Origin of the sequence: Paenibacillus rhizovicinus, assembly GCF_010365285.1 — a bacterium.
In the GTDB taxonomy this organism is placed as follows: Bacteria; Bacillota; Bacilli; order Paenibacillales; family Paenibacillaceae; genus Paenibacillus_Z; species Paenibacillus_Z rhizovicinus.
This window is the reverse complement of sequence record NZ_CP048286.1, coordinates 5,132,845-5,154,982: the sequence shown is the minus strand read 5'-3', so window position 1 is coordinate 5,154,982 and position 22,138 is coordinate 5,132,845. Positions and strand designations below refer to the sequence as shown.

Annotated in this window: 10 protein-coding genes; 1 reads left to right on the top strand and 9 read right to left on the bottom strand. The window is 52.5% G+C overall.

The window, feature by feature from the left end:
* Positions 1-25: 25 nt before the first annotated feature.
* The 7 genes from GZH47_RS23140 to GZH47_RS23110 form a co-directional block, all read right to left on the bottom strand.
* A complete protein-coding gene (locus tag GZH47_RS23140; protein ID WP_162643394.1) occupies positions 26-6,337 on the bottom strand; it encodes a WIAG-tail domain in 6,312 nt (2,103 codons plus the stop codon).
* A gap of 175 nt (positions 6,338-6,512) precedes the next feature.
* Positions 6,513-7,928 carry a hypothetical protein gene (locus GZH47_RS23135; protein WP_162643393.1) on the bottom strand — a complete coding sequence of 472 codons (1,416 nt, stop codon included), beginning with the start codon at positions 7,926-7,928 and terminating at the stop codon, positions 6,513-6,515.
* Positions 7,929-7,980: 52 nt separating this feature from the next.
* Positions 7,981-9,741, bottom strand: coding sequence for a group II intron reverse transcriptase/maturase (gene ltrA / locus GZH47_RS23130; RefSeq protein ID WP_162643392.1), 1,761 nt, complete (start codon positions 9,739-9,741; stop codon positions 7,981-7,983).
* A 713-nt stretch (positions 9,742-10,454) separates the two neighbouring features.
* Positions 10,455-15,884 (bottom strand): hypothetical protein, encoded by a 5,430-nt coding sequence (locus tag GZH47_RS23125; protein WP_162643391.1) that lies wholly within the window; start codon positions 15,882-15,884, stop codon positions 10,455-10,457.
* A gap of 2 nt (positions 15,885-15,886) precedes the next feature.
* On the bottom strand, positions 15,887-16,810 hold the full coding sequence (locus GZH47_RS23120) for a copper amine oxidase N-terminal domain-containing protein (RefSeq protein WP_162643390.1): 924 nt from the start codon (positions 16,808-16,810) through the stop codon (positions 15,887-15,889).
* Between the two features lie 341 nt (positions 16,811-17,151).
* Positions 17,152-18,303 carry a glycosyltransferase family 4 protein gene (locus GZH47_RS23115; protein WP_162643389.1) on the bottom strand — a complete coding sequence of 384 codons (1,152 nt, stop codon included), beginning with the start codon at positions 18,301-18,303 and terminating at the stop codon, positions 17,152-17,154.
* A gap of 108 nt (positions 18,304-18,411) precedes the next feature.
* Entirely contained in the window at positions 18,412-18,702 is a 291-nt protein-coding gene (locus GZH47_RS23110) for a hypothetical protein (protein WP_162643388.1), read from the bottom strand.
* Between the two features lie 149 nt (positions 18,703-18,851).
* Between GZH47_RS23110 and asd the strand changes: the two genes are divergently transcribed.
* The gene (asd, locus tag GZH47_RS23105) at positions 18,852-19,640 is read left to right on the top strand and encodes an archaetidylserine decarboxylase (protein ID WP_162643387.1); all 789 of its coding nucleotides are present in this window, start codon (positions 18,852-18,854) and stop codon (positions 19,638-19,640) included.
* A gap of 78 nt (positions 19,641-19,718) precedes the next feature.
* Here the strand turns inward: asd and GZH47_RS23100 are convergent, their stop codons facing one another.
* Both GZH47_RS23100 and GZH47_RS23095 read right to left on the bottom strand, forming a co-directional pair.
* A complete protein-coding gene (locus tag GZH47_RS23100) occupies positions 19,719-21,068 on the bottom strand; it encodes a DEAD/DEAH box helicase (protein ID WP_162643385.1) in 1,350 nt (449 codons plus the stop codon).
* A gap of 169 nt (positions 21,069-21,237) precedes the next feature.
* Positions 21,238-22,107 carry a 2-dehydropantoate 2-reductase N-terminal domain-containing protein gene (locus GZH47_RS23095; RefSeq protein ID WP_225446568.1) on the bottom strand — a complete coding sequence of 290 codons (870 nt, stop codon included), beginning with the start codon at positions 22,105-22,107 and terminating at the stop codon, positions 21,238-21,240.
* Positions 22,108-22,138: the final 31 nt, after the last annotated feature.

Below are 22,138 nucleotides of genomic sequence, written 5' to 3'. Positions count from 1 at the left end.
CGCGGAAAAGGAGGCGCTGCTTGCATTATTTCGAGCCGATCGCGATCCAGTTGACGAGACCGATCGGTTCAGGGGTAATCCGCGTGCGGACGATTGTCAGCTGAACCGCCGAGGCGGTTTTCTGCTTGATGACCGCGTAGCAGGACGGGGAATCGGTCGTGGCCACGAATACGTACGCGCTGTTCGCAAATGGCTGATCGAAGCCGATCGTCACGTCGAGCTGCTCGCCTTGGCCTTGGAAATTGTACGGCGCGAGGCCGAATTGCTGCAGGGCGATCGTCTCGCGTTTGACCGTGGACACCGGTGCAAAGCTCAGCTTATTCGCATCGATGCTGCCGTCCGCCAAACTCGCCGAATCGACGACCTGACTCTGATCGGAAGATAATCGTACGCCCGGGGCAAAGTGCGCTTCCGTGATGCTGCCTAACGCGAGCTTCGTGCCCGTGACCGCTCCGTCTGCCAGTTTCGCGCTGTTGACTGCGTTGTCTGCCAGCTTGCTTGACTGAATGGCGCCATCTGCCACTTTCGTACTGTCGACTGCGCTGACCGCCAGCTTGCTCGACTGTACCGCTCCGTCCGCCAGTTTCGTGCTGTCGACTGCGTTGTCTGCCAGTTTGCCGGTCAGCACGGAACCTTCTGCTAACTTGCTCGACTGTACCGCTCCGTCCGCCAGTTTCGTGCTGTCGACTGCGTTGTCTGCCAGCTTGCCGGTTTGTACGGCGCCTTCAGCTAACTTGCTCGACTGCACTGCTCCGTCCGCCAGTTTCGTGCTGTCGACTGCTCCGTCTGCCAGCTTGCTCGACTGTACCGCTCCGTCCGCAAGTTTATCGCTGTCGACTGCTCCGTCCGCCAGCTTACCGGTTTGCACGGAACCTTCTGCCAACTTGCTCGACTGCACTGCTCCGTCGGCCAGTTTCGTGCTGTCTACTGCGTTGTCTGCCAACTTGCTCGACTGCACTGCTCCGTCGTCTAGTTTCGTGCTGTCGACTGCGCCGTCTGCCAGCTTGCCGGTTTGCACGACGCCTTCTGCTAACTTGCTCGACTGTACTGCTCCGTCGGCCAATTTCACGCTGTCGACTGCTCCGTCCGCCAGCTTGCCGGACTGTACGGAACCTTCAGCCAATTTGCTCGACTGCACTGCTCCGTCGGCCAATTTCACGCTGTCGACTGCTCCGTCCGCCAGCTTACCGGTTTGCACGGAACCTTCTGCCAGCTTGCTCGACTGTACCGCTCCATCAGCCAGTTTCGCGCTGTCGACTGCTGCGTCCTCCAGCTTACCGGTTTGCACGGAACCTTCTGCCAACTTGCTCGACTGCACCGCTCCGTCCGCCAATTTCGCGCTGTCTACTGCTCCGTCCGCCAGCTTGCCGGTCAGCACGACGCCCTCAGCCAATTTGCTCGACTGCACCGCTCCGTCGGCCAGTTTCGTGCTGTCGACTGCTCCGTCCGCCAGCTTGCCGGACTGTACGGAACCTTCTGCCAATTTGCTCGACTGCACTGCTCCGTCTGCCAATTTCACGCTGTCTACTGCTCCGTCGGCCAGTTTGCCGGACTGCACGGAACCCTCAGCCAACTTGCTCGACTGCACCGCTCCGTCCGCCAATTTCGCGCTGTCGACTGCTCCGTCTGCCAGCTTGCCGGTCAGCACGACGCCCTCAGCCAATTTGCTCGACTGCACCGCTCCATCCGTCAGTTTCGTGCTGTCGACTGCGTTGTCTGCCAGCTTCGCATTATCGACTGCGCCGTCTGCCAATTTGCCCGACACCACCGCGCCGTCTGCCAGCTTCGCACCGTCGACTGCTCCGTCTGCCAGCTTGCTCGACACCACCGCGCCGTCCGCCAGCTTCGCACCGACGACTGCTCCGTCTGCCAACTTGCTCGACGCCACCGCGCCGTCCGCCAGTTTCGCGCTGCCGATTACGCCGTTCGGCAGCTTGCTCGACTGCACTGCTCCGTCTGCGATGCAGTCCGCCGTCACGCTATTTTTCTCGATAACGATTTCTTGTTCTTTCAAGACGCCCGGCGCGAGTTTATCGGCGGTGATTGCGCCGTTCGCGAGCGCTTCCGTGCCGACTGCGCCGATCGCCAGTTTGTCGGATGTCACGGAGCCGTTGCACAACGCGCCGCTTTCCACGGAACCCGGAATCAGATGCACCGTCGTAATCGAACGCGCGGCGATTTTGCCCATCGTTACGGCTCCGGACTGCAGATGGCTTTCGCCGACCGCTCCTCCTGCGAGCTTCGTTGCCGTTACCGCTCCGTCACCCAGTGCGCCTGTCAGAACGGAGCCGTCGCTCAACGACTTGCTCGTAACCGCTCCATGCAGGAGATGGTGCGCGCCGATCGCATTCGGTACGATTTTCTTCGCCGTTACCGAACCGTCCTGCAGCTGATTCTCGCCAACCGCTCCGTTTGCCAGCTTCGCATTCACGACCGAACCATCGCTCAGCGCCGTTGTTCCGACTGCACCGTTCGCCAGTTTGGCGCTCACGACAGCACCGTCTGCCAGCGCATCCGTACCGACCGCGCTGACCGCCAGCTTCGCACGCTCGACCGCGCCGTCCTCCAGCGCCTCCGCACCGACCGCTCCGTTCGCCAGTTTCGCGCTCGTCACTGCTCCGTCTACCAGCGCTGCCGTACCGACCGCGCCTCTCGCCAGCTTCGCACGTTCAACCGCGCCGTCACCCAGCGCCGCAGCGCCAACCGCGCCGTTCGCCAGTTTCGCGCTGCTGACTGCACCGTCGCCGAGCGCTTCCGTGCCGACTGCACCCTTCGCCAGCTTCGAACGCTCAACGGCTCCGTCGCTCAGCGCAAGAGCATCCACCGCTCCGTTCGCCAGCTTCGCGCTTACGACCGCTCCGTCGCCCAGCGCTTCCGTGCCGACCGCTCCGTTCGCCAGGTGCACCGCACCGACGGCTCCGCCGCCGATCGCTTTCGGGCCTACGGCGCCGCTCGCCAGCTTCGCGCTTACGACCGAACCATCGCTCAGCGCTTCCGTGCCGACCGCTCCGTTCGCCAGCTTCGTGCTCACGACCGCTCCGTTGCTCAGCGCCGCCGTGCCGACTGCGCCGTTCGCCAGCTTCGCGCTCACGACAGCCCCGTCGCCGAGCGCTTCCGTGCCGACCGCTCCGATTGCCAGCTTCGTGCTATCGACTGCGCCTTCGCCCAGCGCTGTCGTTCCAACCGCACCGTTCGCCAGCTTCGAACTGCCTACCGCACCCTCCGCAATCGTCTCGCTGCCCACGATACCTGCGATGAGATGCGCGCTCGTAATGGAACGCGCCGCGATTTTGCCAAGCGTTACCGCACCCGTCTGCAGCTGTGCTTCACCGACGGCACCATTGGCAAGCGCCTCGTTGCCGACCGCGCCTCTTTCCAATTGCGCAGCGCCGACGGCTCCGTCCGCCAGAAGTTCGCTGCTGATCGAGCTTCGTTTGATTTTGCTGCCATGGATAATACCGTCCGGCGCTTTCTCGAACGTATAGAACTCCGCCGCCAGATGCGCCTGGGAAATCGACCCTTTACGTATATGGTAGCCCTGGATGGATTCGGCTTTCAGATGTTTGCCTGCAATCGTCTCGAGCTGGATATGATCGCCGCTGATGCTCAGATGCGCCAGCTTCGCGCCCGTTACCGCTTCATCGCAAAGCTGCTCCGTGTCGACCGATTCCCCGGCCAAATGCAGCCGCAGTACGCTGTCGGGTTTCAAATGCGTGCTGCCGACCGAATTCTCCGCCAAGTGATTCGCGTCGACGGCCGCCGCCGCGATATGCTGCCCGTGCACCGCCGATGCCCCGATGGAGCGCGCGTCGACAGCCTCGTTCTGCAAATGGAAAGCTGCGATACTGCCTTCCGCGATTTTCTCTTCCGTGACGGATTCCTTGCCCAGGTGAATATCCCGAATGCTTTCCAGCGACAGATGCGCGCCGAATATCGCCTGCTCCGCCAGATGCTGGCTGCCGACCGACTCGTTAGCAAGATGGCTGCCGTTCACGGCGCCCGGGGCGATTTTATCGCCGGTTACGGCATTTTGCCCGATTGCGCTGCTGACGACCGATCCCGCTGCCAAATGACGGCCGCTTACGACGCCTGGCGACAAATGCTTGCCTTCGATCGACTGCTGCTCCAAGTGACGCGCGCCCAGCACGCCATCCGCAAGCTGTTCGCCCGTAACGGAACCGCTGGCCAGTTTCGACGTTGTTACGCTGCCGTCGGCCAGCTTCTCCGACGTGACCGACCAATCTGTCAATTTATCCGTCGATACGCTCTCCGGCGACAGTTTGAGCGAATTTACCACATGATCCGCCAGATGATGCGAGTAGACCGCGCCAGCCGCTAGATGCCGTTCCGTTACCGCGCCGCTCGCCAGCTTCGCGGATTTGACCGCGCCGTCTTGGATCGCGTTCGTTTCAATCGCCGCTTTGCGGATGTGGAAAGAATCGATCACGCCCGGCTGCAAATGATCCCCCGACACGGATTCCGGCGACAGGGCTTCCTCCGTTACCGCTCCCGCCGACAAATGGAAGGCGCGAATCGCTTCAGGCGCAACCTTGTCGAACGTAATGGATTCGTCGGCCAAATGCTTCGTCAATACCGACAATTCCGCCAGCTTCGCGCTGCTTACGCTGCCCTCGGCGAGCTTCTGCTCGACGACCGCGGCGTCCTGCAGCTGCGAACGTCCGACGGATGCGCTGCTAATATGCGCTTCCTGAACGGCGTTCGCGGCGATTTTCTTGCTAGTGACGGCATGATCGGAAAGGTGTCCATTGAGGATGCCGCCTTCGATCAGCTGTTTGGAACCGACCGATTTCTCGGTTAAATGGCGCTCTTCGATGCTGTCGCTGACCAGCTTATCGCCGCTGATGCTGAAGCGGCTCACATGCCTGCCTTGCACCGCATCGTCGCTCATCTTCGTCGCGGTAATGCTTTTGTCGGCGATTTTGGAGGAGGTGACGGCATGGTCGACCAGCTTGATCGTCGAGATCGACAGATCGGCGATTTTGGACGATGAAACCGATTGATCGTGCAAATGATCGGTCGTGACCTCAGCGGCTGCGATGTGTTGGGCCTTTACGGCTCCGTCCTGCAGTTCCCGCGAGCCTACTGCTTCCTGCGCGATCGCTTCGGACGTGACGGCTTCGGCTTGCAGCTCCCGTGCTCCGATCGCGCCTTTGGCCAGATGGCCGGACACGATTTCGCCCGGCGCGATATGCTTCCCCAGCAGCGCCCCCGGCGCCACATGCTCGGCAAGCAGCAGCCCCGGCTGCAAATGGCTGGATTCAATGGAACCGATGCTAAGTTTCTCGCTCGTCACCGAGCCGTCGCGAAGCTTCGAACGGGTAACCGAGCCTTCGGCCAGCTTGGAGGTACTGATCGCTTCGTTCGCGATGCTTTCCGTACGGACAGCGGCGCTTCTCAGCTTCGAGGTCGTAACGGATTGATCATCGAGTAGATCCGTCGTCACGATCAGCTGTTTCAAATGCTTCGCTTCGATCGAGCCTTCCGCGAGCTTGTCGGCGCTGATCGTCCGGTCCGCCAGCTTCTCCGACGTAATGCTGCTGTCGCGAATCTTGTCGCCCGTGACGGAACGGTCGCGAATCTTCGCGCCGGAAATCGCGTTCTTGGCCAGATGCTCGCCCGTGATGGATTCCGATGCGATTTTGGAGGCGACGATGGCGCCCTCCGAGATATGAATGCTTTCCACTGCAAAATCCGCGATCGACTGCGGCTTCACGGCGCCGGGCTTAATACGGTTGGTATCCACGGATCCGAAGGCCAGCTTCTCGGTCGTTACCGCGTCGTCCGCAATATCGTCGGTGTGCACGAACGGCAGCGGCGAATTCGGCATGCGGCGCTCTTCTACGAACGCTTCTTGCTTAATGAGCTCCTGCTCCGCTACTACTTCTTCTTCTTCTTCCGGCTGTTCCTGTGGAATTTCTTGAACGGCATCCGCTTGAGGAGCTGCAGATACCTCCTGCTCGAGTGCTGCGGAAACTGACGGCAGTTCGGGCTCTTCCGCGACAACAGCCGTGCTTACGAACTCAAAGGACGGCAATACTTCCGCTTGCTGCGGAGGCGTCTCCGTCTGTTGCTGTTGTATAATTTCCGGAGTGCCTTGCTGCTGTTCGACAGCCGGCTCCACGGCTTCCTGCGCTGGGGGTGCCAGCACTTGGGAGGCTGCATTCACCTGAACGGTGCGTTTCTCGTCGGTTTTGTCCGCTGCCGGTTTCTTCTTCTTCAGTTCCTCGAGCCATTTCAACTCCGAAGCATTCGGATTATCCACGTAAAATAACGGCTTCCGCCCTTTCGGGCTTTTTCCCTTGCTGCTCTTCGCCATAGCCCTCTCCTTCTTCCACCTCAATTGTCATAGGTATCATATGCATTCACCCATGGGCAGGTCACATAGCGATAATCAATTTCTATGTAAAAAAAACTGCCCCGCGCGGGAGCAGTTCATTTCAAGCTTGGATCTATTCCGTTTCCACGCTTCAAGGCAGCATTGGAAAGCCTGATTATTGCCGTCGGTGCACGCCGACCGTCTGCTGCACGTTGCCCGCGATCACGACCGTCACCTGCGTTAGCTTCACGGTGCCGTTGCTGTAAATCGCTTTGAACGTGAATGTCAACGGACCGTCCGGCAGCTTCTCGAAATCCGCATCCCACATCTCTCCGCTCCAGTTTGTATGGGACGGATTTATTGATGTCAGACTGACGGTCCGTCCGTTCATCGTCACTTTCACCTCGATCGCATCGGTATCCGTCACCGTGTCGGTCGTCGAAGCGCCGAGCAGGAAACGTTCTCCCGCCCAAAACACATTGTACGCGCGCGGCTGATCCGCATCGCCACCTGCATCCCGATTGCTCGCTATGCGGCGCTCGTCCCACAAATCCGTATGCCTCACTTCCCCGGCAACCGACAAGGGGAGCACGACAATGTTCTTCGTTACCGCGACCGGCGCTGCCTTGCCGTCGGATATCGTCATCCGCACCTTGTACGTGCCGACCTTCAAGCCGATAAATTGCGGTCCAGCCTTGTCTGTATAAGAAGGGGCGACAGTATAATCGTATCCGGCCGATGCTCCGTCCGGATCCGTGACCGCGTACGAAACGCTTAGCATGTCCAGATCCGGATCGCTGACAGCCTGCGTAATGCGAATCGGGTCGCCCTCGTACGCCGGTTTGGGCAGCCAGTCGAAATCTCCCTCCGGCTGCCGGTTCGTTTCTATGAAGAAGAAATGCGGATCGCTGTAATCGCTCCAGTCGTAGCCGTCGAAGACGCGGACAAGCACGTACATATCCACATGCTCCGGCAATTCGACGCCAGGTGTCCAGAGCAGCAAGTTCCCGCTCTTGATTCCCGAATCCTGTTCCAGCACCCCGCCGTAACGGTATACCTTCACTTGGAACTTCGTCTCCGGATCATCGTCCGGATCGCCGTAGTTCCATTTGAATGTCGGTGTCCGCGTTTCAACCTTCGTCGGAGCGTTCTGATCCGTGCTGGCCGGAAGATAAAGCTGTGCGACTGGTAGCCGGTTCACAATTTCGATCGTATGCGTAACGCTGTCTACTTGGCCCAAATGATCCTCGACCGTTTGCCTCAGTTGGAAGGCTCCCATCGTGCTGAATGTCTTCGTCCAAGAGGTTCGCGAAGCACTGGCCATCGTTTCGTTGCCGCTGGCCATGTTCTGCATGTAGTATTCGTGCGGCAGATTCTCTCTAGCCCCGTCTTCCTTGTCCCATGCGGTTGAGTTAATCGTTATGGCCGCTCCGCGGTAGCCAGTTGTCGGAACCGTAAATCCGGCATGCGGCGGCTCGTCCGGGGTGGGAGGTGAACTGATCGTAACCGTCTTTTCAAGAAAATCGGACCATGCGCCGTAATAGGAATAGGTAAGGCTTTGAAGTGATCTCTGCCTTTTCCCCTCCTCCACACCGTACGTGCTAGTTTCCCAGCATACGGCGTTCCATCTTCAAGCGATAAGATCAAATAAGTTCCATGTTACTCATTTTCCGATATTGGTTTAATATCTTGACCATGTTGTCCGATAGATCGAACCTAGTCTTGAGTGACATTATCGTATCGTGATCTGTAGTATGAATGAGTTTATGGATATCTTTGTGGATGATTCTCAGATTATTGAACTTGTCTGTTCCACCTAGATTGGTTGGAAGAAAGTGATGACAGTGAACGGTAGTTGCATACAGGAATTGACCTGTTATTTCGCATTTCCCCATTTTCATACTGTATCGACTAATTCGATTATCCATATATTCAATACTACGATTTGGAATATTTGAGTTCATAAGGTTAATGATTTCCGTCTGCACATCCGGCCTTAGGCTTCTGTGTACCATTTTTCGTCCTTCTTCAGTGAATATGGAAAGTCTAGGATCAAAATTTAGATTCGTTTCCGTATTCACTTGACCGAGTGGGTATAAGTACACTCGCCCTACCCTATAGGTTTTCCAACTTGTTTTGTAAAACTTTAAATAGGATGGCGGCGGATTGCTTGGATGCTCATATATTCCGACCTTTAGGATACGATTGAACATGAACGTTCTGAGATCGTAGGCAAGACGTGAGAATGCGTTGCATACATGAGTTGCCTTTTTGAAGTAGAGATGTAATCCAAGAACGAAACTATTATAAGCGAGCGCATTTCCTGCATTTGGGTATCGACGTATTTTCTCGATACGTTCCTTTGCTTCTTTCTTGATTTGCGCCTTCTTTTTGGCGTTTATCCCGGTATGGGCTACTCGCTTATTCGCCTTTTTCGTCGCTTTGATCGTGAATCCCAAGAATTCAGATTTTCTTTTTCTTAGATTCACAATTTGCGACTTGTCCGGCGAGATGTCCAGTTGCAGACGGTCTTTTAAGTAAAGTCTGGCAGCATGGTACCACTTTTCGGCTGACTTCCAATCACGACAGATGATTTTGAAATCATCTGCGTATCGGACGATATATCCTTCTTTTAGATTGGAACGTTTGAGAGCGCGCAACCTGTTCTCGTTATGCTTGAAAGGGAAGTGACTCTCGAACTTTTCCCATTGCCCGGCTACCCACATATCGAGATCATGCAGGACAATGTTAGACAGAAGTGGAGATAGGATGCCACCTTGCGGCGTGCCTTTAGTCGGTCTTCCTTCTCCTGATATTTCAGCCTTTAGCATCTTACCTATGATACGCAGAACCCTTCTATCTCTTATTCCCATGTTCCAGAGTTGCTTGATGAGCCTCGTGTGATTGACATTATCGAAGAAGCCTTTTATGTCGATATCTACAACAAAATGGAGATCGGCATGATTAATTAAATGCTGCACCCTCGCTATCGCATGATGCGTAGAGCGAAGAGGTCGAAATCCATAACTATGTTTGAAGAAATGAGCTTCTGCAATTGGTTCAAGAACTTGTTTGAAGCATTCTTGAATGATTCGGTCAATGATACACGGGATACCAAGCGGTCTTTGTTTGCCGTTGGGCTTAGGGATAAAGACACGTCTGACAGCCTTTGGATTATAGTTTTCTAGCTTGTTTTGGATTAGATTTACTACCTCAGTGTCAGTCAACTTCTTAATGTCAGCAATTGTCTTACCATCTGTTCCAGCAGTCATGGAGCCTTCATTCGCTTTCATCATTCGATATGCCAGTAGAATGTTTTCTCTCGACGTAATGATAGGATATAGGTCATCGAAAGATTGCTTCCGTTTAGCTCTCTCATGCAAATTCGTGAAGGTTCCTGTCATGTCGTAATAGTCCCAATATCTTAGAGCCTGCACTGTGGCATCTTATCCCTTCGGACAACGATGTTCCCACGTTCTTACCTGATCGGTGCAGTTCACGTTTGGAAAATTTGTTCTTTATCTTTGAAGACTTGGGGCTGTTCCTCCACGCTCATTACAAGCGTTTCATCAGTCGTGCCCCTACTCTCACAAGGATTAATGCATTTCGGCTATTACACCTTATAGCAACCGTCTCGGATAGCAGTCCTTATTTCGACGTTCCTTGTTTTCCTTGTTCCTCATGATTTAGCTATCCATACATAGCCGTAGGTGCTGCCTTTGAGCCTGTGAACGCTCCACCGCCATAGTCCGGTGCGACGAATTTCATAGACGAAATATCTTACTTTTCGCCGGTTCACCCCAACGTTTGTTGGGCTATACGTTTCCGTATAGTGTCGAATCTAGACCCGTACATTCAGCAGTTCGTCAGTTCCGTAGGGAACATTCTCACCATAGCCTGTTTTTCAGCCGCCCGACCTATCCGTAAGCATACCTTCCTTGCGGTGGCTTTAGCTTCCGTTCAGCCGACTTCACCTGGCTTCGTACATCTTGCATCTGCCTGTAAGACGCACGCAGGAATATTAGCGGGATGGTTTCGGTATACGTGGTTTCCTCATTCCCATCCTCAATCATAAAGTTAGGTTCATTGAACCTCTGCATTTCCCCATGAGTATGGGTTATAGCAGAACAAGTCGCACCTCATCCTTGACCGCAAGCCCAACTGTGTAGGTACCGGCTTCTTTCGGCGTTACCAGCTTCGTAGCTACGTAATCGCCGGAAGGCGTGATGTAGTAAAACTTTTTTTCCAATATCCCTTTTGTCTGTAGGTAATCAATCCCTGTTGCCTCTGTAGAGTAGTTTGTTGCGCTCAAATATCGGTCCGGGTCATGGCTGCGATCCGTCCATTTGACGGTGCGGTCTGCATTCACGCTGACATCGTAGTCCACTACCGGAGGGCGATGGACGATCAGCGTTCGGACAGCCTTGTTGGACGGCTTGCGATACTCGGCGAAGGCGCTGGACGGATAAAGAAAATTCGGATTCGGATCATCAACCGTCTTGTATGTCACATCATACACGCCAACCTTATCCAGCTGCATGACCGGTTTCTGATAGACCTTGCCGCTGAAGGACGAAGGGCCAGACTTGCCGTCTCCGGCATCCAAGAACTTCTCCTTCACTTTGTTGTACGTCCATTCCGTTAAGCTGGCAATCATCGGATCCTTCTCGGCATCGTCGTTCGTAATGGTGTACGCCATGTCTTGCCCGACAAGCGCAACGCCTTGCATTTTGGACGTAACGCTCCTATCTTGCAGATCGGAATAGCTCATGTTAAAAAACTCTGTACGCGGAATTTCCGAAAACGGCCCGAACTGCCCGTCTCCGAACGTATCGTCGAAGACATCGATCATCGGAACGCCGTCAACGTACACCTTGATTTTTTTGTCCAGCGTAGTGATCTTCATCTGATAGGTTTGGTACGTTTTGAAACTGAACGGCATGGACTGGATGACGGTCCGATGCCCGCCCTCTACCTTCACAAGCTGCAACTTCTGAGCATTCTGCTCTACCCGATACATATTCGAGTTATCCTGTACGCCGAAGCTGAAGCCCGAGAATACGTTACCTCCAACCCCGAGATTCATTTTGATTTTGTAGTTGATCATCATGTTTTTCAGATGCAGACTGCTGTTTAACAGTTGATTCTGCGAACTTAATGCTTCATTCATGGACGTGTTTTCAGACGAACTTATTAAATAAGTTTGATTATATCTAGTTTTCCCCGCAGTCCATCCAGAAGCTGTAAACGCGACTTTCATCGTCCCATCATCTTGCAATGAAATACTAGGATTACCGTTTCCGGTATAGGAGGCTGGATTTAAAGCAGCTATAACGGTTTTCTTCCCTGTACCTAAATCTATACGGCTAACGGTGTAATTGCTTACTGAGCTTCTTTCTAAAATAATCAAACCTGCGGAGTTATCTGCTAGTTTTGCAGTTAATGTGTTTACACCATTTGCCAGGGTATAACTCCATTTCTGAGTTAACGATCCGTCACTATTCACAGAAAATCCTTTGAGCATAGTCCCGTTCAATCCGTAGACTATGTTGGAAGGAGTTACACCGTAAATATCATAAGCATAAGTACCTCCAGTTAGAGTAAAAACCCGACTTTGATCCGAAGTTTTGTATACTTTCCCTTGGCTGGATACGACGTATTTACCATCGTAAGTTGGATATAAATAATTGTACGTTGACACAAAATCATCTCGTATGTTGCCAGTGGAAGGAGATGAGCCACTATATTCATTTCCATCAGTAATAGGATTGAAAATATAATAACTATAGTTAGTATAAAAATTATATCTCATTTTCAAATCAGGGTTATAACTATTATAAACATAATCAAAAATGCTACTGGTGGAAGTATACATGTAGCCATAGCTCTTTGTATTTGTTGGAGTATTTCCCCCCCAATTAAATAGTTTCTTCGTTCCCAAAAAATAATTTATCCCCGCGTAGACCTGATAGTACATAACGTCACCAAAAGCGGTAGGTAAATATAGATATCGATTCAGGTCATTTGTAAGATCTATTCGATTCCCATTAATAACAGCTTGATAGGATACACTCGATGGTGCTCCTGAGGGATTTATAAAACTAGCCATTGTATAAGTCGCAATTGACTCATAGGACGTCCCCGGATTATAACCTCTCGTATATACAAGCTGGTTGATGGAATCTACTCCTATGACCAGATCAACATTATCACGCTTCACGATAAAGGTGAGTGTGCCAGAAGAATCCCGATGATAGATTCTTGTAGTTTCAGATCCCCTATCACCAGTGAGTTCGTTTTTAGCAATATAACCATTGCCTAAATCCCAATCAGCCCCTCTTACATAGGTTGAGGAAATATCCGTATAGTATCCATATGGTTGTAGATCTACAACGGATACATTTTTTGTTGGAGCTATAGTTGTACTGAACCTTCCAAAGTTAGTAGGGGAATGCACAAGCGCTCCGGTTGCCGCATTATAGTTAAAACTGCTGCCCTTTAAAGCGGTTTTGAAGTCACTATTATTCCAGCCGACACTTGTTAACGCGTTCCCTTTTAACGGAATTGGAATGATTGGAACCGGGTTTTTGGTTTCGCTCGAAATATCAAAGTTTACGCTCGGCGCATCATTGATGACTTCGAAGTCGAATACTCCGTTCGCCATTTTGCCCCAATCCTCTTTCAGATCCACGTAGAACTTATATTTACCGACGCGGGTAGGATGGAATGTAAATTCTTTATTGGCATTCATGGTGACGGAGACCAACGTTTCGTCGGAATAAATGCCGTCGTTGTCCGAATCATACCGATAGCTGACATTGTTTATCACGAGCTTGTCGCCATCCGGTGAATAGGACGTATCTTTGAACGGCACATCCGCATTCCGAATGTTCGGGCTCGTATACTCCAGCTGCGGAATGGGCGGCAAGTCCTCCAATACGGTTAGCGTGTGCTGGGCCGGCGCAAGCGACTTCAGACCAATGGAATCATAAACGTCCAATGTGATCTTCTCCGTACCTATCGTCGTGTACACCTCATGGACATTCGTCCACTCGTCGCGCGTATGGTTAATCGTGCGGCCATCAATCGGGCTGTAGCTGCGATCGCTGGTAAACGGCCCCGATAAGGGTCTTCCCTCTACTACTTTATCGGGACCGTCGATAATCGGAACAGGATTCGGCGGAACAATCGTAATGGATGTCGATGCCGTCGCTATCGCTCCGAACGTGTCATGCATCGTGGCCGTAATGCTATGATATCCACGAACGTCCATCGGGATATTGACGTACTGGAGATAATGATTTTGCCCTTTGCTCGGTATCGACTGGATCCAAGCATCTCCTTCAGCAAACTTAAAACCATCAAATGTAATCGTATCTCCGTCCGGATCGGTTGGCGTCGGCACCGTAGGATCTTGAATGACGACCAGATCCAGAACGGAGCCTTCGGAAATTTGCGTCAATGGCTTCGTAGGATTGCTCGGGGAGACAAAAGCAATTTGAAACTCAGGCGGATGATTGTTCGCCGGTCCCGTCATTTCCAAGGTCTTCGGACCGATCCAGCTCGAATCGCCGCAGCTCGTCGTGATCTTCAAATACACTAGCTGCGTTCCAACGCCCAGTACGGAAGGGTAATTTGCATACGTAAACGTCATATCTGCTGATTGACTGGTTTGAGGACTGCTTGTCCAGTCAAAGCCATCTCGGCTAAATCTCCAGGTATGCGATATATACGTGCACCCGTTCAGATAGAAATTTTTCGGATGAAGCTTAAAGGTGGTTTTGTACGGGATTTTCGGGTCAATGACATCAAAATCCCCCGTAAAGTCAACGGGCATTTCATAGTAGAACGTGATATAGGCTCCCGTTAACGATGGGGTCAGCGATACCGATTGACTCATCTTCGTCGTTTCTGTATTGGAAAAAGAGACATATGATAAGTTACTGCCCTTACTTACCCCATACTTTGAATCAGGACTATAGGAAGCGCTAAATGGTAATGAAGCAATCGGGATGACCTGTTCTTGCTGCTGCGTGTATGTACCGGTTGGGCCGCTGCGAACCATATGCCGAATATTGACCTTTCCGGCCATATTAATGTCGTAGTAGTAATTGATTTGGACTGGATTGGGGAATGCAGCCCTTGTGTAGACGCCAAGATTATAGTCGGCATTAACCATAGTACCGCTAGGCGTGCTGCCCGACGTGGATTTCTTATAGCCCGCATAAGTGTAACCGGAACCGGCAGACGGGACATCGTGTTTGAACGGATAGGACGTATTTTCTTTTAAAATCGCTTCCCGATCGCTTAATCCGGCCACACCGTCCAAGCTGTTGTTGTTCAGGTCGAAGTGCTTGATGATGACTTTCCCATCGGTGGGGGCTGCAGGGTTATCGTAGAAATAATAGAGGTAGACCGTGTTCGGAAAAGCTGCCTTGGTGTACGTGCCCAGGTTATACTCGGCGGGCGGTGCGAAGAGCGGATCGCCCGGAGCGCTTCCGGACGTGGATTTTTTATAGCCTTGATAGGTGTAACCGGAACCGGCTGCCGGCGCATCATGGGTGAAGGAATATGGCGTGTTTTCTTTCAATAATTGTTCTCTATTATTCAGTCCCGCTACGCCGTCTAGGCTGTTGCCGGCCATATCGAAGTGTTTGATGATGATTTTGCCGTCGGTAGATTTCGGTTCATAGTACAAGTTTAAATAGTAAATGTCATACGTCGCATCATAGACGACAGTAGGTGGGTTTTCTGATACGATACTTCCGCCTGATGGCGAACCTTCCGTGCTTTTTTTATAACCGACATAATCATATTTCGGATTGGTCTCGGGAGTGATAGATACAGGAACGCTTCCCATATCAGTCGACTGACCCTTAAAGTCGCTATCGATATTAGTTCCATCTGTCAATTTGTAATGGACTTCCATTCGACCGTTGAGTTCGAAAGCGAACATTACTGGGAAGTAGTAACGATAACCGTTGACGTTAGGCGAACAGCCACCACAAGCGCTTTCTAATGATCTAAGATCATAAGTTTCAGCACTTATTAAATCACCTTTCATAGTAACGTTTAACGAAACCGAGCTTGTATTTAATCCTGACACGCCCGATTTGGTCGGAACCGATGGGTTGCTACCCACATACGGACTATAATCGTCGAAATATTGTCCCCTCGAATCATAAAAAATACCAGTATCTCTCTGTGAAACCGCTGAAAAAGGGGTAACATTTACATTTTTTACTGTGCGACCGGAAAACGTAAATGTATAGGGATTCGTTATCGTGACACCTGTTCTATTGGGAGGATCAGGACTCCAGTTCCCTCCTGATGAATCTGACCATATATCCTCATACACAAATCCAACGGCGTAGCGCATGTTCGAATTTTTATAATCCCCGACGGGATAATTACCTCGCTCTCTTACCGGCTGAACGGTCGGATTTCCACTAGCCGATACATGCTCCATAAACTTTGAAGGAAACAAAGTTGCTATTATCGCTATAGCTCCGATAATAGCAACGATTTGTTTGAATTTACTATTCATATTTACCTCCATGGATTTTTCATCATAACCTTAGCCATCTCTTTGCTATTTACTATGAGTCCCTTTCGAACATCGAAATACTCATATTTTTTTAAGCTATTCAACGTACCGCCGATTTTACTCGTATCGTTATAGTAAAAGTGAATTCCTTTTTTAGGTATTTTTGTTAGGTAATTCAATCCATATGCAACAACAGGTTTTTGTTTTGAAAGATAATAGTAAGATGGTGCCATTGAAGCACGAGTATTCACGATCGTTTGCAAATAAAGATGATTATTTTGATCATGTGCAAGATCCATACGATAAGTTGTCATCACATCATCTTTATATGGTAAATCGGATGCATCCACTATATAGGTTCTCTCATATATCCCCATTCCACTTTTCGCCAAAAAGTCGGAATCATTGAAATAAGTCAGATATGGTTCGAAATCAACTGGTTGCCTAATGTCCCTTATATTAGGCACGTCTTTACTGCCAATCCATACAAACTGCAATATACTGTCCCACTCAACCGCGACACCCAACCCCTCACTCACCACACGCAGCGGCACCAACGTCCTCCCCTTAACCACCTTCACCGGCACAGCCAGCCTGGTCGTTTTGCCGTTAATCGATGCTGTCGACGCTCCTATCGTAAGTGAGAGGGTACTCTTCCCCTTCACAATGCGGATATTCTTTCCCGTCAGCGTTAGCTTGCCGCCAAGCTTGTCCGATACAACACGCAGGGGTACTAGAGTCGTCCCATTTACACTCTCTGGTTGCACGTCAGTCGGTAGTTGGCGCGCGTTGTAGAGCAGCTTAATGGGCATATCTACCTTTGTAATCTTTGCTTTTTCCGCAGCAATGGCCGAACTTCCACCAGCCAAACTACTAGCTAAAAGTGTCGCGCCAACCACAGCCATCGTAAATTTGTTCATGTTCATATGAAAAACCTCCCGAGTAATGGTAATCGTCTCTAATAGCCTTTCAAGCCCGGATTCCCTAGGCGAAGCGAACTAGGCTCATAGGACTCGATCAACTAACATATATTACCATTGTTTGCTAGATTTCGACGATACCTGCCACGCTAAAAAATCCCCAAAATTTTCAAGGCCCCACCACGCGAATACGCAAAAAAGCACCTGCGTGCAAGCTGAATAAACCAGCCTGCAAACAGGTGCTTCCTGTTGCATGAGACTCCAAATCGTCCCAAAACTAATTCTTATATTACGTAAGATACCGACAAATTTCAACCTTTTTCTTACAATTCTGCCACCTTTATTCGTTACCTCTCCGACAAAAGCTCCAGCCAGCGGTTCGCGGAGTGCTGCCACGTGAAGTGCTGCTCCACCCGTTGGCGGCTCTGCAGGCCCATTTCCCGACGCAGCTGGTCGTTGCATAAGAGTTCCAGCAGACGCGAGCGCATCTCCGCTACGACATGCTCGGGATCCACCATGTAACCTGTCACGCCATGGTCGATGATCTCCTTCATCCCGCCAGCGCGGGTCGCGACGACCGGCAGGCCGCAAGCCATCGCCTCCACGTTCACGAGTCCGAACGCCTCCCGGTTCCCGGACGGAACGACCGCAACATCGGCTCCGAGAAACCAGCTCGGCACTTCGGAATAAGGCACGTACGGGACGAAAACCACATGCCCTTTCATCGACCGCCCTATCCGATGAAGCTGGCGAACGTAAGCCGTGGTCCGGTACGAACCGTAGAATGCGCCGCCAACGATCACGAGCAGCACCGACGGATGTTCTTTTATGAGCTGCGGCATCAGCTTGAGCAGATGATGCACGCCTTTGATTTCCTGCAGCCGGCCCATGAACAGCACGACGCTGCGCCCGAGCCATTTCCGCTTCGTACGGAGCTCCGCGCGCTGCAAGGCCCCGGCAGCCGAATACTGGGACGGAAACCGTTCTACGTCCACCCCGGGGTAGACGACCCTCAGCTTATCCGCGCACGCCGGCACGCGACTCGCCGCATCTTCTCTCAGAAATTCGCTATTGACGATAATGCGTTCAGCCGCATGAAAACATTTGGACAAGGTCCGAAGCGGAATCGCCCGCTCCCGGATAAAGGTGTTGGAGTGCAGATTCAACCAGATTGGCCTCGAAGGCTTCAGCTGCTTCAGCTTAAGCACGTAACGGGGACGGTTTTCCACCTGCAGCACGTCGGGCCGAAGCTTGCCGACCGCGCGTTTCACGCATTTGATGTAGCGCTGCTTGTTAGCCGCCGGGAATCGTTCGATCGCCGCACCGCCAACGTTGCCCCGCTTGCCGAGCGAACGGCTGATACGCCCGTAAATATGCGCTTCGACATGCGGAACGAGCAGCGGCACGGTCTTTTCCACGACACGCTCGACGGAGCTGCTATTCAGGGACGGCAGAGGAAACGTACCCGGCGTCACAAATGCGACTTTGGGTTTATCCATGGCGCGCAGACCGCCTCTCCAGATAGAAAATGTGCTGTTACAGCATACGCCGGAATGCCAAGCCGGCAACCGCCATCTGCCTGATTCGCCGCGCGTTGGTTCGCCCAACTATTTGTCCCGCGTCCGCAGCTGCGCAAACAGCAGGCTCATGCCATATGGGCCCATATAGCTGCCGCTAATCAGAAAGGGCCAACTGAGCAGCACCTCGTGCACCTGCGTCATGAACACGGTATCGTCCAGCAGCGTCTTCATGATCGCATGGGCCGCTTCGGTAAAAAACAATATGTACGCCAATACGGCCAGCAGATCCAGCACTCGTCTGGCTCCGCGGTTCCAGATCCTCAGCCAAGTCAGCAGCGCGCCTCCCACGACGGTTGCAAGCAGAATCATTCCAAACATCGTCAATCACCTCATCCTCACTATTCGCCAACGCCGCCCGGCTTAAACCTGTGGGAATGTATTCTATTGATAATTACCCCGCGATATGTCAAACTAGTCCCAGACCATCCAGAACTGCCCTTAATCAAGAGAGGACGTGAACGACCGGCATGACCAAATGGCTGCTCCGATCCATGACCGAGCTTAGCTCGCGCAAATGGATTTCGCGCATAACGGGCCGATTCGCCCAATCGCCCGCCAGCCGGCATTTTATTCCCAGGTTCGCCCGCATGTACGGCATTGCTGTCCAGGAAGCCGAGAAACAACTGCATGAATATAGCACGCTGAACGAATTTTTCACGAGACGATTGAAACCCGGTGCCCGGCCGGTCAATTCGGATCCGAACGCGCTTGTCAGTCCCGTCGACGCGCTTATTACAGGCTGCGGCCCTATCGAGCAAGGAACGATCGTGAATGTCAAAGGACAGGATTACACGATCGAGGAGCTGCTGAACCACTCGCCGCGCACGGAGAATTACAAAAACGGCTACTATATGGTCCTTTATTTAAGCCCGACCGATTACCACCGCATACATACGCCAATCGCCGGCACGATCGTGGAACGCGAGCATGTGCCGGGTAAAGTATATCCTGTCAACGATTTCGGCCTCCGCCATATGCGCCGGGTGCTCAGCCGCAACGAACGGCTCATCACCTACATGCGCCATTCTAGCGCGGAGACGGCCATCGTCAAAGTCGGCGCCATGAACGTCAGCAGCATCAAGTACGTGCAGCCGCTGCGCGACAAGATGGAACGGGGCGACGATCTCGCCTATTTCGAATTCGGCTCCACCGTCGTGCTGCTCACCGAGGACGACAGCTTCTTCCCTCGCGCCGATTTGAAAACCGGCTTGAAAGTACGCATGGGCGAGAAGCTCGGTACGCTGGCCGAGCAATAAACGCAAAAAAACGTCAAGCTGATGCAGCTTGGCGTTTTTTAATGCAATCTTATCGCTATTTGGTCGTAACGACGTTGGTCACTTGCCGGCTTTGGGCCGCCTTCTGCGATGGCGGCCGCCGGAACCGCCAGTTCCTCCACTTCCGGCATCATCGCTCCGACCGGCGGCGACGCTCCGTCCGCCGGCGACGTTCCGACCGGTGCCGCCGCTATGGCCGCGCGAAGCGCCCGTTGCTGAAGGCGCTCTGCCGGCCTTGGCCGCCACAGCTGTCGCGGGAGCAGGCTCCGTCATGGTCATCGGATACGGATGATCCTTAATGACCGGAACCCGCTGCTTGATCACTTTCTCGATGTCCTTCAGGAACGGAATTTCTTCGTGCTCGCAGAACGAAATCGCAATCCCGCTTAATCCCGCCCGGCCGGTCCGGCCGATCCGATGCACGTACGTCTCCGGAATATTCGGCAGGTTATAGTTGATCACATGCGACAGCTCGTCGATGTCGATGCCCCGGGCCGCGATGTCCGTCGCTACCAGCAAGCGCGTCACGCCGTTCTTGAAATTATTCAACGCCGTTTGGCGGGCGGTCTGCGACTTGTCCCCATGAATCGCCTGCGCGGCGATCTGCGCCTTCGTCAGGCCGCGAACCACCCGATCCGCGCCGCGTTTCGTGCGGGTGAATACGAGCGCGCTGCCGATCGACTTGTCCTGCAGGAGATCGATCAGCAGCGGCAGTTTATTCGGCTTATCCACGAAATAAAGCGATTGCCGGATCCGTTCTGCCGTCGAGGAGACGGGCGTAATCTCGATTTTCACCGGATTCGTCAGCAGCGAGTCTACCAGCGATTTGATCTCGTTCGGCAGCGTCGCCGAGAAGAACAGCGTCTGCCGTTTGGCGGGCAGCTTGGCGATGATGCGCTTCATGTCATGAATGAAGCCCATGTCGAGCATGCGGTCGGCTTCGTCCAGTACCAGAATCTGTACATGCCGCAGGTCCGCGAACCCTTGATTCATCAGATCGATGAGCCGGCCAGGCGTGGCAATTAGAATGTCCGTGCCTTGAGCGAGCTCCTGCTCCTGCGCCTTCTGCGAGACGCCGCCCACGATGACGGCGCTGCGCAGGTTCATGAAGCGCCCGTATGCTTTGCAATTATCGGCAATCTGAATAGCCAGTTCCCTCGTCGGCGTCAATATCAGCGAGCGAATGACGCGTTTGCCGTTCGGTCGATCCTGCTTGGCTCCCAGCAGCTGCAGGATGGGCAGCAAGAATGCCGCCGTCTTGCCTGTTCCCGTCTGGGCACAGCCGAACAAGTCGCGACCGGCCAGCACCGGCGGAATCGCCTGCGTTTGAATGGGCGTCGGCTGCTTATAATTTTCTTTGGCCAACGCTTTAAGAATAGGTGGAATAAGTTGCAATTGTTCGAATGTCATAAGTTCTCCTTCGTGAAGCTGCCGTCCAAGCGGAAGCTGCCTTCTAGCATTATACACTAGATGAAGCGCTTAGCCGGACTTTAGAGCGGAATCCTGCAATTCCCATTCGGATGTTCGCTCAAAATATGGATCGCATGCAACAACTTGTAGCCATTCACCTATAGTTATGTCATCGCCGGATGGAAGTCATTTTGTGAAACATCTCGTCTAATAACATGATCTCGGCTTTTTGGCTGACGGCATGATTCCCAAGCTTTACATCAATTATGAAGTCATTGCTCAGCATCTGGCGGTAACGGGAAATAATATCGTTGTCAGACATTTCTCCCATCGCTTTCGTTTCGGGCGGGATTACCGGAATTCCGGCTTGCTCTACCAGGCGAATGTTTTGTTTAATAGCTGCGGCGATCTTGCTTAGCGTGCTTGCGCTTCTTGCCGTCCCGATGTCCACCATTCCGTCATTCGTATAGAAATGCTTGTTGACGATAGCCAACGCAGTATGCGAAATATGGAACGCCCGAATATTTTCCTGGATTTCATAATGCAAATTCACCGATTCGAAGATTTGGGCAAGCTCTTTCACTCTTTCGGTCGTCAGTCCATTTATTTCACCAAAAATGGTTCCTTGATGTTTCTCGGAGCCAAACTGAGCGTATAGAACACCTTGTTTAATATCTCCACCGGCGCCCGGGAATCCCGGAAGTAAGCGATCGCCCACGATTTCAAGCCAAGAGTCGTATCCTATGGTGTTGGTCAAAGTGACGATGTTCTTGCTCCAATTATCCTTGATCGCGGACAGGGCAGATTCGGCCTGATCATATCTGACCGGGACCAAAATAAAATCATAACAATCATCGTTCTCAAGTTTTTCGATTGTCTTGATCGATAATTGCTTGATGGTTCCATTATCGTTATATTTCAATCCTTCCCTTCTCAGCGCCTCCAGTCTCTTTCCTCGTGCTAATATAGTAACGTCTAATCCCGACTGCGCTAAGCGAAGTGCATATACACTGCCAATTACGCCGGCGCCAAATATCAAGAGTCTATATGGGTTGGCTCTCAAATTCGAT

What these genes read in the sequence shown, in the direction of transcription:
- GZH47_RS23140 (WP_162643394.1), bottom strand. Translation starts at nt 6,337, where the DNA reads ATGGCGAAGAGCAGCAAGGGAAAAAGCCCGAAAGGGCGGAAGCCGTTA.
- ltrA (WP_162643392.1), bottom strand. Translation starts at nt 9,741, where the DNA reads ATGACAGGAACCTTCACGAATTTGCATGAGAGAGCTAAACGGAAGCAA.
- GZH47_RS23125 (WP_162643391.1), bottom strand. Translation starts at nt 15,884, where the DNA reads ATGAATAGTAAATTCAAACAAATCGTTGCTATTATCGGAGCTATAGCG.
- GZH47_RS23120 (WP_162643390.1), bottom strand. Translation starts at nt 16,810, where the DNA reads ATGAACATGAACAAATTTACGATGGCTGTGGTTGGCGCGACACTTTTA.
- GZH47_RS23115 (WP_162643389.1), bottom strand. Translation starts at nt 18,303, where the DNA reads ATGGATAAACCCAAAGTCGCATTTGTGACGCCGGGTACGTTTCCTCTG.
- GZH47_RS23110 (WP_162643388.1), bottom strand. Translation starts at nt 18,702, where the DNA reads ATGTTTGGAATGATTCTGCTTGCAACCGTCGTGGGAGGCGCGCTGCTG.
- asd (WP_162643387.1), top strand. Translation starts at nt 18,852, where the DNA reads ATGACCAAATGGCTGCTCCGATCCATGACCGAGCTTAGCTCGCGCAAA.
- GZH47_RS23100 (WP_162643385.1), bottom strand. Translation starts at nt 21,068, where the DNA reads ATGACATTCGAACAATTGCAACTTATTCCACCTATTCTTAAAGCGTTG.